The 13,322-nt window shown below is 61.5% G+C and carries 11 protein-coding genes; 6 read left to right on the top strand and 5 right to left on the bottom strand.

The window, feature by feature from the left end:
* The first annotated feature begins 31 nt into the window (after nt 1–31).
* Nucleotides 32–568 (top strand): MaoC family dehydratase, encoded by a 537-nt coding sequence (locus CBY09_RS02360; RefSeq protein ID WP_094286025.1) that lies wholly within the window; start codon nt 32–34, stop codon nt 566–568.
* Nucleotides 565–1,986, top strand: a complete 1,422-nt coding sequence (locus CBY09_RS02355; protein WP_094286023.1) for an MATE family efflux transporter — start codon at nt 565–567, stop codon at nt 1,984–1,986. The genes CBY09_RS02360 and CBY09_RS02355 overlap by 4 nt, the downstream gene beginning before the upstream one ends.
* A gap of 70 nt (nt 1,987–2,056) precedes the next feature.
* On the opposite strand, the gene CBY09_RS02350 is transcribed toward CBY09_RS02355, so the two are convergent.
* The 3 genes from CBY09_RS02350 to CBY09_RS02340 all read right to left on the bottom strand — a co-directional run bounded on the left by CBY09_RS02350 (nt 2,057) and on the right by CBY09_RS02340 (nt 6,603).
* Nucleotides 2,057–2,857, bottom strand: a complete 801-nt coding sequence (locus CBY09_RS02350) for an SDR family NAD(P)-dependent oxidoreductase (protein WP_094286021.1) — start codon at nt 2,855–2,857, stop codon at nt 2,057–2,059.
* A 98-nt stretch (nt 2,858–2,955) separates the two neighbouring features.
* Entirely contained in the window at nt 2,956–5,340 is a 2,385-nt protein-coding gene (locus CBY09_RS02345; protein WP_094286019.1) for an EAL domain-containing protein, read from the bottom strand.
* A gap of 252 nt (nt 5,341–5,592) precedes the next feature.
* Nucleotides 5,593–6,603: a DNA-binding protein gene (locus CBY09_RS02340; protein ID WP_094286017.1), complete on the bottom strand. Its 1,011-nt coding sequence runs from the start codon at nt 6,601–6,603 to the stop codon at nt 5,593–5,595.
* Between the two features lie 130 nt (nt 6,604–6,733).
* Between CBY09_RS02340 and CBY09_RS02335 the strand changes: the two genes are divergently transcribed.
* The 4 genes from CBY09_RS02335 (at nt 6,734) to CBY09_RS02320 (ending at nt 12,627) form a co-directional block, all read left to right on the top strand.
* Nucleotides 6,734–7,786, top strand: coding sequence for a site-specific integrase (locus CBY09_RS02335; protein ID WP_094286015.1), 1,053 nt, complete (start codon nt 6,734–6,736; stop codon nt 7,784–7,786).
* A gap of 479 nt (nt 7,787–8,265) precedes the next feature.
* On the top strand, nt 8,266–9,423 hold the full coding sequence (gene iteA, locus CBY09_RS02330; RefSeq protein ID WP_240515551.1) for an anti-phage ATPase IteA: 1,158 nt from the start codon (nt 8,266–8,268) through the stop codon (nt 9,421–9,423).
* Nucleotides 9,395–11,647, top strand: a complete 2,253-nt coding sequence (iteS, locus tag CBY09_RS02325) for a S8 family anti-phage peptidase IteS (RefSeq protein ID WP_094286013.1) — start codon at nt 9,395–9,397, stop codon at nt 11,645–11,647. Before iteA ends, iteS begins: the two co-directional genes overlap by 29 nt.
* Before the next feature lie 80 nt (nt 11,648–11,727).
* Entirely contained in the window at nt 11,728–12,627 is a 900-nt protein-coding gene (locus CBY09_RS02320) for an HNH endonuclease signature motif containing protein (protein ID WP_133066225.1), read from the top strand.
* 135 nt (nt 12,628–12,762) lie between these two features.
* Here CBY09_RS02320 and CBY09_RS02315 read toward each other — a convergent pair whose 3' ends face one another.
* Both CBY09_RS02315 and CBY09_RS23940 read right to left on the bottom strand, forming a co-directional pair.
* On the bottom strand, nt 12,763–13,035 hold the full coding sequence (locus tag CBY09_RS02315) for an H-NS histone family protein (RefSeq protein WP_094286009.1): 273 nt from the start codon (nt 13,033–13,035) through the stop codon (nt 12,763–12,765).
* 83 nt (nt 13,036–13,118) lie between these two features.
* A partial coding sequence (locus CBY09_RS23940; protein WP_205734080.1) for a hypothetical protein occupies nt 13,119–13,322 on the bottom strand: 204 nt, incomplete at its 5' end.

Raw genomic sequence — 13,322 nt, 5'->3', positions numbered from 1 at the left:
CATTTTTCTTCGACATCGAAAGCAACCTGCCATGACATCCACCCTGGCGGCAGCCGCCGCATTGCCCGAAACGCACACCCCGCTGTACCTGGACGACATGGCCGTGGGCGACCGCTATACCAGCGGCGAACACGCCATGGACGAGGCCCAGATCAAGGCATTTGCAGCACAGTTCGACCCACAGCCCTTTCACCTGGACGACGCCGCAGGCCGCGCCACGCTGTTTGGCGGGCTGGCCGCCAGCGGCTGGCACACGGCGGCCATCACCATGCGGCTGCAGGTGACCACGGGGCTGCCGATTGCGGGCGGCATCATCGGCGCCGGGGCCGAGATCAGCTGGCCCCGGCCCACCCGCGCCAGCGATGTGCTGCATGTGGTGAGCGAAGTGATGGAGGTCCAGCCTTCCAAATCCAAGCCTGACCGGGGCATGGTCACGGTGCGCAGCGAAACCCGCAACCAGCATGGCGACGTGCTGCAGCTGTCCACCGTGCGGATCGTGGTGCCACGGCGGCCCGGCGCAGCAACCGCACTCACTGCACCCACCGCAGCAGCAGGGGCGGCTTCATGAGCACCGCAGCAGCGACCCCGGCGCTCGACCCGCGCACGCGCCTGCTGCTGGAGGCGCCCATCGCCCCCACCTTGCTGCGCCTGGCCATGCCCAATGTGCTGGTCATGCTGGCCCAGGCGGGCGTGGGCCTGATCGAAACCTATTTTGTGGGCCAGTTGGGCACCGACGCGCTGGCGGGCATGGCACTGGTGTTCCCGGTGGTCATGCTCATGCAGATGACCTCGGCCGGTGCCATGGGCGGCGGCATTGCCTCGGCCATTGCGCGCGCGCTGGGCGCACGGCGGCGTGACGATGCCGATGCGCTGGTGCTGCACGCGCTGGCCATTGCGGCAGTGTTTGCGCTGGTCTTCACCGTGGGCGTGGTGGGAGGAGGGCGCTGGCTCTACACCCGCATGGGCGGCACGGGCGGGGCGCTGGAGGCGGCGCTGGTCTACTCCAACTGGGTGTTTGCGGGCGCGGTGCTGGTCTGGCTGTTCAACACCCTCTCGGCCGTGATCCGTGGCACGGGCAACATGGCTGTGCCGGCGTATGTGACGGTGCTGGGCGCGGTCGTGCTGGTGCCGCTGTCGCCCCTGCTGATCTTTGGCTGGGGCCCGCTGCCGGGCTTGGGCATTGCGGGCGGCGCCATTGCGCTGATGGCGTACTACGCGGTGGGCAGCGCGGTGCTGGCGGCCTACCTGTGGTCGCCACGCAGCCTGCTGCGGCCGTCGCTGGCGCACATCCGTTTTCGCTGGGCGCTGTTCAAAGACATCCTGCGCGTGGGCCTGGTGGGCACGGTCTCCACCGTGGCCACCAACCTTGCGATTGGCGTGACAACGGCGCTGGTGGGCGGCTTTGGCACGGCGGCCATTGCGGGCTATGGCACGGCGTCGCGGCTCGAGTACCTGCTGGTGCCGCTGGTGTTCGGCCTGGGCGCGCCCCTGGTGGCCATGGTCGGCACCTGCATTGGCGCAGGCCAGCGCGAGCGGGCGCTGCGCGCCACCTGGATCGGCGCGGCCATGGCCTTTGCCATGGCCGAGGCCATCGGGCTCTGGGCCGCCGCTTACCCTGCCACCTGGCTGCGGCTGTTCAACAGCGACCCGGCCATGCTCGAATCCGGCGCGCTCTATCTGCGCACCGTTGGCCCGATGTATGGCTTCTTTGGCCTGGGCCTGGTGCTGTACTTTGCCTCGCAAGGGGCTGGGCGCCTGATGTGGCCGGTGATCGGCAACATCGCCCGGCTGGCGGTGGCCGTGGCCGGGGGCTGGCTGGCCCTGCGCTGGGGCGGCGGGCTGCAGGCCGTGTTTGCTGCGCAGGGCGGGGCGCTGGTGCTGTATGGGCTGATCAACGCCTGGGCCATTGCGGGCGGTGCCTGGTTTGGCCGGGTGGGCTGGCCGCGCAGCATGTCGGGGCTGCTGCGGCGCGTGGCACAGGCCTGAAATGCGAATAAAAACCGGCCCTACCGCCTGATGGCATTGCCCTTCAAGCTATCAATTCAATAGCGCATAGCTACACCGGCACGGTGTAGTTCAGCGTCATACGCCCGCCGTCCACCGTCACGATCTCGCCCGTGACGTAGCTGGCGGCGTCACTGGCCAGCCAGGCCACCACATCGGCAATCTCCGACGGCTCGCCCAGGCGCTTCATCGGCGTGCGGCTCATGATCTTGTGTTTGGCTTCCTCGCTGGTCAGCACCGCCTTGGCGGCCAGTTCGGTGGCAATGGTGCCGGGGGCCACGGCGTTCACGCGGATGTTCCTGTCGGCCAACGCCAGTGCCATCACCCGCGTGAGCTGGTTCACGCCGCCTTTGCTCACGTTGTAGCTGGCGATGTTGGGAATGGCCAGCACGCCGTTGACCGAACTCATGTTGACGATGGCGCCGCCACCCGATGCAACCATGGCCCGCGCCACGGCCTGGCCCACCAGGAACGCGCCTTTGAGGTTGACCCGCAGCACTGCGTCAAAGTCCGCCTCGGTCACCTCCAGAAAATCGGCCGCGCGGAAGATGCCCGCGTTGTTCACCAGCACATCAATGCGCCCATGCGCCGCCAGCACCTGGGCCACCAGAGCATCTACCTGGGCCTTGTCGCCCACATCGCAGCGCACATACAGCGCGCCCAGTTCGGCAGCCAAGGCCTGGCCACGGGCATCGTCCACATCCACGATGACGGGCTTGGCACCTTCGGCGGCAAAGCGGCGCACGCAGGCTTCGCCAATGCCTTGCGCACCGCCGGTGACGATGCAGACGCGGCCTGTGTGGCCAAAGTGGACGGAAGACGGGAGGGAGGGGGCAGGGCGTGAAGGATTCATGGGCGTGGATGGTAGCGGCTGGGGGAGGAGGGCAGCGCCGGAAACGCAGCAGTTTGCGCTGTTGCCAGCGCGTGAACAGGACGGCCAACTCTCAGCGGTCAGCGCATAGGCTGCCCGGCGCCGCCCCACTCCGGCGGTGGCTGCCACGCGCGGATCCAGTGGACCAGATCTGGCAGCGGCATGGGCCTGGCAATGCCATAACCCTGCAAACCATCACAGCCCAGGTCACGCAGGGCCTCGGCATGGGCGGGGGTTTCCACACCTTCTGCCACCACGTTGCGGTGGAACGCATGGGCCAGGCTCACGATGCCGCGCACCAGGGCCCGGTCGCGCTCGTCATTGAGCATGTCGCGCACGAAGGACTGGTCGATCTTCACAATCTGCGCGGGCAGGCGCTGCAGGTAGGTGAGCGACGAATAGCCCGTGCCGAAGTCGTCGATGGAGCACTGCACACCCAGCTCGTCCAGCCCCTGGATGACATAAGCCACGGCCGAGAGGTCGTTGAAGGTCTCGGTTTCCAGCAACTCGACCTCCAGAAACGGCTGGGGCAGGGAAGGGTGCTGCCGGATGAGCCGGCCGACCTCCTGCTGAAACCGGCTGTCGATGAGCGTGGACACAGCGACGTTGATGCTCAAGGGCAGGGGGCTGCCCTGGGCGACGAGGGTGAGGCCGGCCTGGAACGCAGCGGACAGCACCCAGTAGTCAAGCTTGCTGGCCGCAGGGGTGCCCACAATGTCATCCATGAAGGCGCCCGGCGCCAGCAGGCCCCGCTCGGGGTGGTGCCACCGGATCAGGGATTCCGCCCCGATGACCTGCCCATCGGAGATCCTGACCTTGGGCTGGAAGAACAGCTCCATCTCGCCTTGCAGCAAGGCGTCTTCGACCAGCTTGGCCGTGTGCCTGCGCGCCTGCACCCGCTGGCCCTGCTGGATGTCGAACACCACGATCCGGTCTTTGCCTTGCTCCTTGGCCGCATACAGCGCCAGGTCTGCATGGCGGATCAGGCCGTCGGCGTCGGCGACATCGTCGGGGTAGAAGGTGACCCCGGCGCTGCAGGTCAGGCGCAGATGCGCGTTGTCCAGCACCGCCGTCCGCGCGAGTGCCTGGCGCAGGGCTTCCAGCCGTTGCAGGGCGGCCTCGGTGTGTGCGCAGTCTTTCAGTGCCACGGCAAACTCGTCGCCACCAATGCGGCCAATGAGGTTGTCCGGCCCCGCCTCGGCCCGCAGGCGCTGGGCAAACACGCGAAGGAACTGGTCCGCCAGCGGCTGGCCCCATTGCTCGTTGAGGTCCTTGAACTGGTCGATGTCCAGCAGACACAGAACCAGGATGCCGGCGGCATCGGTGTGCTTCTGGAGGGCCGCGTTGAGTTCCTTGGCAAACAGGCGGCGGCTGGACAGGCCGGTGAGGGCGTCGTAGTTGCCAAACTGCTGAAGCGCCTGCTCCAGTCGGCGCTGCTCGGTCACATCCTTGCCCACCGACACCCACTTGCGCACCACGCCGTCCGGGTCCTTGATGCCTTCGATGGTGACTTCAGAGACAAAAGCCTCGCCATTCTTGCGGCGCCGTACCAGCTCGCCATGCCATCGGCCGTCCCGCTCGATAGCATGCGCCACGCGGCGCAGGAACGTGGCTTCGCCCCCTTCGTCAATGCGCAGGACGGCGGACGACTTCCCAATCAGCTCTTCACGCGAATAGCCCAGCACGTTGGTGTAGGTCGGGTTGACATCCAGTACGGTGCCATCCGGCTGCACGATGGCGATCGTGTCCTTGCTGTTGACGAACACGCTGGCGGCCTGGCGCGCTTCGGCGAGCATGGTCTTCAAGGTTTCGGCCGTCTGCTCCAGGGCTTCTTCGCGCTGGTTGAGCTTTTGCGTGTTGTCGAGCAGAAACCCCAGCAGCACCGTGCCGATGGGATAGATCACCACCACCGCCATCCAGGACCGTGCGGTGACCGCTCGGGCGATCTCCGGCGGCAAGGTCTGTATCGCCAGCATGCCGCCCGCCGCCAGGCTGAAGCCCAGCCCAACCAGCCAGAACCCGTCGGACCAGGCTCCAAAGCGCTGCCGAGAAAAATATGGCCTGTGGCGCTGCCAGAGCCACCCGATGCCCGTGGTCAGCACAATCCCCACCATGGCCGGGCCGCTGCCGATGCCTCCCAGGCTGAGCCGGTAGGCCCCCAGCACCACCGCGCACAAGACAGCCCCCAAGGGCGATAGATAAGCACCGGCCAGGCCCGCCATCACCAGCCGGGCATCAACAATCACGCCTTCGGCCAACCGCAGCGGCACGAGCATGGTCAGGATGCCGGTCAGCCCAAACAGGAACCCCGTGATCCAGGGCAACCACCGCTGACGCGCCTTCCGGATGCTCAGATCAGGATGGCGCAGCCCGCTCAGGACAATGCTGTACAGCGCGGCCAGAAAGCACAGCAGGCCCGCGTTCATGCCCATGTCCCGGATCAAAGACGTGGTGTCGATGTTCATGGCGCCTTGTGGTGCGGTAGGTGGAACATCATAGGGAAAGACGGTGCAGTTGGGCTGGTTTGTGGAGTGTTCGTGAAGGACGATCAATAGTTGATACGATGTATATTATGTAAAATATAAAACTCATAGAAAAAAACCGCTCCGTCTTGCCTCAAACATCCGCTGAAGGGAAAACGTCAAGGCTGATGAAGGGAAAACGTCAAGCCTCACGGCCGGTCGATAGATTCAACGCAATCGCTGGACCAACATTGGCTAGTTCGATCGATTGCTCGCTTTAGCTCGTGCTTTACGAGTTTTCAAGGTGGACTGCACCGGATCGCTGGTCGGGATCGTCGGCAATCGATCGCGCAGTTCGCTGAGGACGGCGAACATCTCTGTGCTGCGCTGCTCAAGCTTTGCTCGCAGGTCTTTCGTCTCGTCTCTGGCGGCCTGCAGGTCTTTGACCAGACCTGCTTTCTCCGCCTGCAGCGTGACCACATGGGCCTCCAGCTCCCGCGCTTTCTCCAGCGAGGCCGACAAAGACTTGGCAGATGCTCGGGCGTCGCCCTCCAACTTGAGCGCCAGCCGCTTCGATTCTTGGCGCGCCCGATCCACCTCTGCATTGAGTCTGCGTTCCTGAGCCTGAGCACGCTCTTCCAGGCGCGTGCGTTCGCCCCGGTGTTCAACTTCCTTTGCCTCCTGGCGCCGACGCTCTGCATCCGCTGCCAAGCGAAGTTGCTTGCTCTCAGAGCGTGACGCGGCCAGCATTTCCTGGCTTCCCGCAAGCTGCTGCTGCAGTTCCTGAACCAGACGGCCCATTTCGGCGATCTGCGCATCCCTGGCCTGCATAGCCATGTCATAGGCTTCGCTGCGGTCGGCTAGGCGCTGTGTTTCCTGTGCTAGCACGTCTTGCGCTTGGCGTAGCGCCTCAGCTTGCACGCTTAGGTCTTTGCGAGCTTCGGTGAATTGCGCCGTCACACGCTCATCAGCATGCTGGAGGGCCCTGCCCCACATGGCTTTTGCAGCCCTGACAACAGGGGCGGGCAAGGGGACTTCGGCGCCATCGTCTTGCTCAATTGCATCCACCGGCGACTGCAGCCGCTTGGCCAGTGACCCATACCAGCCATCAAGCATCGGCCCCACAGTATTTGGGGAGCCACGGCCGAGCTGTTGGCGCACGCGCTCAATCGTCGGCCGTTCGCCCAGGCCTAGGACGGTGTCGGCGGCAGCCCAAACCTCTTCCATTTGCACACCGCGCGGGCCGCGAATAATTTTTGACTGCATCACCCTACTCCACCTAATTTTTACCTACGATAATCGATGCTTATCGTTATCCATCAACAAAATTTGTTGTAAACAATACATCATATGTAGCGTTTATGGAAATTTCGCGTCTACAACCTCGGTTTCAACCATGCGCCTGCCGTCCCTGAGAAATAGCCCCTCGCTGGAGCCCTCTTCACTGTCGCAAGTGACCGCAAAGGCTGTTGAGGAATTGATGCGCGAGGGCGAGTCCGTGAACACGCTGGCCAGCTATCGCTCTGCGCTGCGCTATTGGGCTGCCTGGTTTGGCGTTCGGTACGGGCAAGGCATCACGCTGCCGCTGCCTGCGAACGCCGTCCTGCAGTTCATCGTGGATCACGCACAGCGGACGACCGCCGATGGCCTGGCTCACGAGCTACCGCCAGCAATTGACCAAGCTCTGGTGGATGCGGGATTCAAAGGCAAGCCAGGCCCGATGGCGCTCAACACCTTGATCCATCGGATTGCCGTGCTGTCCAAGGCGCATCAGCTCCGAGAGCTGAAAAACCCTTGCCAGGATCCCAAAGTCCGCGAATTGTTGGCCAAGACTCGCCGAGCCTACGGTAAACGCGGCGAGCTTCCTCAGAAGAAGGACGCGCTGACCAAGGACCCATTGATGGCCATCCTGGACACCTGTGATGATTCACTCAAGGGGATCCGTGACCGCGCCCTCCTCCTCTTTGCCTGGGCATCGGGCGGGCGCCGCCGGTCGGAAGTGACGGGGGCGACGATGAAGAACCTTCACCGCGTAGGGCCGAGCAGCTTCACCTACACCCTCGCCTATTCCAAAAGCAACCAGACTGCAGCGGATCGTCCGGAGAACGTCAAACCGCTGGAGGGCATTGCGGGCGAAGCTCTGCAGGCTTGGTTGACAGCTTCGGGCATCGTGGACGGTGCAATATTCAGGCAGGTCAGGAAAGGCGGTCACCTTGGTGAACCCCTCTCCCCTGCCGCCGTGCGAGATATTGTTCGCGAGCGCGCAAAACTTGCCGGGCTGCCGGAGGTGTTTTCTGCGCATTCACTGCGGTCAGGGTTCGTAACCGAAGCTGCTGTGCAGAAGGTGCCGCTGGCTGACACCATGGCGATGACAGGACACAGGAGCGTTGCCAGCGTTGTGGGCTACTACCGCCCTTCCAATGACAACCCTGCGGCAAAGCTGCTTTGACGAATGGTATCGGCGGCTGCTTCGCAGCGATGGCCGTCATCCAGATCTAGCCATCGAACGCGTACTGACGACCATGAGCCGCCGCTAGCGGAATCGAGCAAGCATTCAACGTTCGACGTCAGCGGCGGGCTGCAGTGTACGAAGCCCGCTTTGGCGTGTCCGCTAAATGGACTTCATCAAAGATCGCGCCTCTGTTTGTTAGACCCACAACATTAGCACTGCTCCAAAAAAACTGTACGACGGAACACCCGCTACGGTTGGGACGGTTCGCACCGCGAGCCACGGCGTCAACGCAGCCAAAACCCAGCACGATGTTGTAGCGTCCATCCGGGCTACCTTCGTCCTGTAGCAGCGGATCTCATCGTCTGGATAGCGTATTGAAGTGCCACAATATTGCGCCGAATCCGCCTTTTACGGATCAAAATTAATGTATTTCGACGCATTTTTCCACTAAACTGAATCGTTAATGATCTTGTCCCGTGGAACACCTCTCCGAAGTCCTTAAAATTCTCGACGGCGCTCTCAAGTCCAATCAGAGTATGGCGGCGAACTACGCAGGCCTACTTGCGGACAAGCTAGAGCGTGATGGGAGCCGCCGCGAAGCATCAGCCATTCGCGAGCGCCTGGCGCGTGTGCCTGCGGCGCTCGTGTCCGCACAACTAGGGGCCCATAGATCTCCTTTGGGCAATCTTCCGGTGGATGGAGACAGCCGGTTGAGTACCGTTGATGTCAGCCACCCGGTTCTTGGGGAGGTCCAGTTGTTGTTGCCCAGCGCTTTGCAAGCACGGCTGCAGGATTTCTTGTCTTCCGTACAGCACCGTGACAAGCTGCTGGCTGCCGGAGTGTCCCAGCCTAATCGCTTGGTCATGCACGGCCCGCCCGGTACTGGCAAGACGCAGACGGCGAGGTGGACCGCGGGACAGCTCCAGTTGCCACTACTCACCGTTCGGTGTGACACTTTGATCAGCAGTTTGCTGGGCCAAACTAGCCGGAATCTGCGGCGCGTGTTCGACTATGCACAGGAAGTCCCATGCGTGCTATTCCTTGATGAGTTCGACGCGCTGGCCACCGCGCGAGGCAATGAACGCGATGTGGGCGAACTTCAGCGTGTCGTGATTGCACTGTTGCAGAACATCGACGCACTGCCTGATGACACCATTTTGCTGGCAGCGACAAATCACGACCAGTTGCTGGACTACGCCATCTGGCGTCGGTTCACGTACCGGCTAGCCATGCCATTGCCGGATCAGGATCTACGTGAGCAGTTGTGGGCGCAGTTTCTGGGCGCCTATACACCGTCTCCATTGAGCTTGTCGGAGCTGGCACAGCGGTCTGAAGGGCTCTCTGGGGCAGCTATTGAGCAGGTGTGCCTTGACGCTAAGCGCAAGGCGATCCTCTCTGCCAAGCCACATGTCGAGGAGACGGAGGTATTCCGCCGTCTGGGCTTGACGGTCGCGATGAACAATGGGCAGCGGCTGCACAGCGTGCAGTCAGAGATTCAATGGCTGCGCCATTGGTATCCCAAATACTTTTCTCAGAGGGTACTGGCCGCTGCATATGGGGTGTCGCAGCGCCAGATCAGAAACGCGATTGAGGAGGAGAACGATAATGGCGACCGAGGAGATGAGAGCGCGTAGTGCGCGCAACACCAATCCGTTTCACCGGATTCCCTTTCAACGCGCAGACCTGTCGGCGCCAGAAAACGGTGGAGGCGGTACCAAGGAGTTGGTGACTGTCACCCGGCAGTACCGGGCAGAGTTACACGATACGCTCGTGACAGCGGCAAGTGCGCTTCGCCCAGAGATTGCGCGCTACCCCAATTCCCCAGGGGTGCTGATTCTCAAGCTGCGGGACAAAGCCATCGCCAAATCTCACCGGCCTAACACCTTGGTGGCCGAAGCTGGCTTGCTGTCTGCGGGTGTCGGACGCATTGAAGAAATGCTCGTGGCGGCTAACGCTGTGACCATCGACTCATTGGCAAGGCTCATTCGCTTCCGCGAGACCAAAAAAATCCGTGCCAATCTTTCTGCCATAGAACGGATTCAAGCCTGGGACAAAGACCGGCGACTGTCCGCCACGGTGCCCGAACTGCGCGAGCGCGGAAGAGCACTGCTCAGCTTGTTTCGATACCACGCGGCCGACGCTACGGCACAAAACGTTGATGCGCTGCGCGCGGTGCTGCAGCGATTCAACATGCCATCCATGGCGATGGTCCAGCGCTGGGGCCCCCCTGTGTTCAGGGTAGATCTCGAACAGATCAGCGATGAGGGACTCGAAGCGCTCAGCATGTTCCCGGGTCTGCGCTCTATCTTTCCAGAGCCAAAAATGTACTCCGCCTCTGCCGTACCTGGTTTTATTCCCGGGCCGGTATCGCCGCCACCTCCCGGCATCAATCACCCTATCGTGGGGGTTTTCGACACGGGAACCGCCGCCAGTGCGGCAAGCCTTCGTCCATGGATTGCATCCACAGCTCCTTACGTACTTCCGCCTGAAACAGACTATGTTCACGGGACCGCAGTTGCGTCCCTGGTCGCGGGCGCCAAGGTGATCAATGGAGATCACGACTGGCTTCCTCCCACGCGGTGCCAGGTTCACGATACATGTGGATTGGAAGCAGCTGGAGGCAACACCACGGACTTAATCGTTCGCCTCGCCGACGCCGTGCGCAATGCCCCCCACGTGAAGGTCTGGAATCTGTCGCTGGGCGGTGGTCAGATTGGGGACCACGAATTCAGCTACTTCGCGCAGCAATTGGACGCGCTGAGCGATGAGCACAAGGTGCTCTTTGTGGTGGCGGCTGGCAACTATAAGGGCTTACCGCGTCGGGGATGGCCGGTCGGGGAAGCAGACCTGCAGGATCGCCTAAGCAGCCCGGGAGATTCTGTGCGAGCCCTGACGGTAGGAGCGGTCGCTCATGTGGACTCTCCTGGCGCGATGGTGGCCGCAGGACATCCAGCACCATATTCCCGCAGGGGACCTGGACCAGTATTCACCCCGAAGCCAGATGTGGTCCATGCAGGCGGCGGCGTGCATGCGGACTGGAGCATAGGAGCGAGCAGCCTGCAAATGCTGGGCCCCGCAAATGCACTGTATGGGAGCTTCGGCACAAGTTTTGCGACGCCTATCGTTACCTCTGTTGCTGGGCATCTTTGGCAAAGCCTGGAAGGCCACGCTGATCTTGCCGTAGCACCACACATGGTCAAGGCATTGATGATTCATGCAGCGCGGCTTGCCTCTCCCGACTATGGAGCAGTGGAACGCCGCTACTTCGGCTGCGGCATCCCCAAGGACGCGCTATCTGCCCTATACGACAGCGACGATTGCTTCACCTTGATGTTCGAGGCCCTGGTCGTTCCGGGTTTCAAGTGGAGGAAGGCGCCATACCCCATTCCGGCTTCGCTGCTGCACAACGGCAAGCTCAGGGCTGAGGTGATCATCACGGCTGCCTACTCGCCACCTTTGGATCCCAACGCTGGCGCGGAGTATGTCCGCGCCAACGTGAACGTCAGTTTTGGCGTTCTGAATGGCAATCGTATCTCGGGGAAGGTGCCCATGGAGGGGGAGGCCGGAACCACAGGCTACGAAGCTGCGCAAATCGAACATGGAGGCAAATGGTCACCTGTCAAATTGCATCGAAAACGTTTCCCACAAGGTGTCGCGGGGGATCAGTGGGCAATCCAGCTGGATACCTTGCTTCGCGCCAATGAACCGCCTTTGGCCGAGCCCGTGAACGTCGCGCTGATCGTGAGCCTGCGTTCGTTGGATGGCAATGCCCAGGTCCATTCAGATGGAGTGCGCTCTCTGGTCCAATCGAACTGGGTGCGCCAGCAGTTGCCGGTACGGGTCCCCGTTCACGTCTGACAGCCGATGCGCCGAGAGCGTGCCAGCCGCGGTCTGAGCCGTAAGACCTAGCAGTGACTTAATCTCGATAAGGAGAAGCAATGAATGGGTACGAAGAGCTTAGACCAGAACGCCCACTGCTCTTGAACAACCGAAACTGTCCGTACTGCGGATGTGTTTTAGGTGCGTCGCTCGGCCCGACCAAAGAACATGTGATTGGTCGCAGGTTCGTGCCAAAGGGGTCGCTCGAAGCGCAATGGAACCTCATACTCAATGCCTGTGGTCCGTGCAACAACCTGAAGGCCGCCCTGGAAAATGACATTTCCGTGATCACCATGCTGCCGACGCCTGTACCCAGAGATGCCGCGATTGAGCAGCAGCTTGCGGCAGAAGTGGCACGTCGAGCCAGCAAGACAGGCAGCCGACGGACTGGCAAATCAGTGGCAAATAGCCACGAGGAAATTGAAATCCTCCAGCAGAGTCCGGGTCTTTTTGCCTCATTCACCTTTGCTGGACAACCACAAATCAATCACGATCGGATTCATCATCTAGCTGAACTTCATTTCCGGGCGTTCTTCTATTTCTGCACCTACGACGACACCACGGCCCGGGGCGGGTTTCTCCTTGGGGAGTATCTGCATTTAGGCGCTTACGGGCGCGGGAACTGGGGTTGCGTAGAGGCGACGTGGTTCGCTCAGCAGGTGAGCAGTTGGGATCTACGGTTTCACGGCATTGGCGCCGACGGTTACTTCAAGATTTATATCCGCAAGTGCACTACATCCGAGATTTGGTCGTTTGCGGTGGAGTGGAATCAATCTCTTCGGGTCCTCGCATTCGGCGGTGATAGAACCTCCATTGACAGGCTGCTGGAAGGCATGCCTGAGCGCGCAAGCTTCTGGACCACCTCTGCCGACGGGCACAGCGTCCGCGTCACTCAGGAAATCCCTTTGGAGGACGGTGCGGACAGGCTCTTTGAACGATCCGACGACCCGGCGACGTAACTAAAGTGAACGTTCGCTCCCGGACGATAGTACGGGACGAATGACGGCAAACGTTGCACAGCTGCCGTCTGAGTTTTTCCACCGAGCGTCGGCAACCAGCCTAAAGCTGCCATATCAAAGAGTTCGAGGAATGAGTCAAACCGAAAATTCTTCGCGATTCCTGCCTTCTATCCATTTCGGCGCCCTGCCCCTACCGCTCCAGGTCAACCCCGTTTCTGGATCTCGGTACTTAGCTTCCACCTTTTTGGCCGCAGGTCTCCATGGAAAGACTTGTTGCGCGGTGAACCCAAACTCCGCAATCAATTTGTGAACGGTAGCCAGAGCCTGATTCGCTTCTGCCTTACGCGCCAAAGCAATTTGTTGATCCAGAGCATTTTTCTGTTCAAGGAGTTCTTTGTAGGTACTCATGCTTTTTCATTCTTGAAGAAGATCACCTGGACAAGCATAGCGCGGAACGATATGCCTAACCTTCTGTGCCTTCTCGGTGCGCCTCACACCAGCCGCGCTTCGAAATACCCCCTCCCCTTCCCTGGTGCGAGAACTCCGCCTGCATGGCTGCCGCACTGACCTTTGACAATTCGAGCGCTGTTGTCAATTGGCTTGCTTGCAAAGCGATGCACAGCAAACCATTTGTCACATGTTTGCGGCGTTAACCCCAGTAGCATGCGCTGCCAATAAGAACAGTTTGCAACAAA

The organism is Acidovorax kalamii (genome assembly GCF_002245625.1).
GTDB lineage: Bacteria > Pseudomonadota > Gammaproteobacteria > Burkholderiales > Burkholderiaceae_C > Acidovorax > Acidovorax kalamii.
This window is presented reverse-complemented; position numbering and strand designations above follow the sequence as displayed.

Coding starts and splice junctions, on each gene's coding strand:
- CBY09_RS02315 (WP_094286009.1), bottom strand. CDS start 13,035: ATGAGTACCTACAAAGAACTCCTTGAACAGAAAAATGCTCTGGATCAA.
- CBY09_RS02360 (WP_094286025.1), top strand. CDS start 32: ATGACATCCACCCTGGCGGCAGCCGCCGCATTGCCCGAAACGCACACC.
- CBY09_RS02335 (WP_094286015.1), top strand. CDS start 6,734: ATGCGCCTGCCGTCCCTGAGAAATAGCCCCTCGCTGGAGCCCTCTTCA.
- iteS (WP_094286013.1), top strand. CDS start 9,395: ATGGCGACCGAGGAGATGAGAGCGCGTAGTGCGCGCAACACCAATCCG.
- CBY09_RS02355 (WP_094286023.1), top strand. CDS start 565: ATGAGCACCGCAGCAGCGACCCCGGCGCTCGACCCGCGCACGCGCCTG.
- CBY09_RS02320 (WP_133066225.1), top strand. CDS start 11,728: ATGAATGGGTACGAAGAGCTTAGACCAGAACGCCCACTGCTCTTGAAC.
- CBY09_RS02345 (WP_094286019.1), bottom strand. CDS start 5,340: ATGAACATCGACACCACGTCTTTGATCCGGGACATGGGCATGAACGCG.
- CBY09_RS02340 (WP_094286017.1), bottom strand. CDS start 6,603: ATGCAGTCAAAAATTATTCGCGGCCCGCGCGGTGTGCAAATGGAAGAG.
- CBY09_RS02350 (WP_094286021.1), bottom strand. CDS start 2,857: ATGAATCCTTCACGCCCTGCCCCCTCCCTCCCGTCTTCCGTCCACTTT.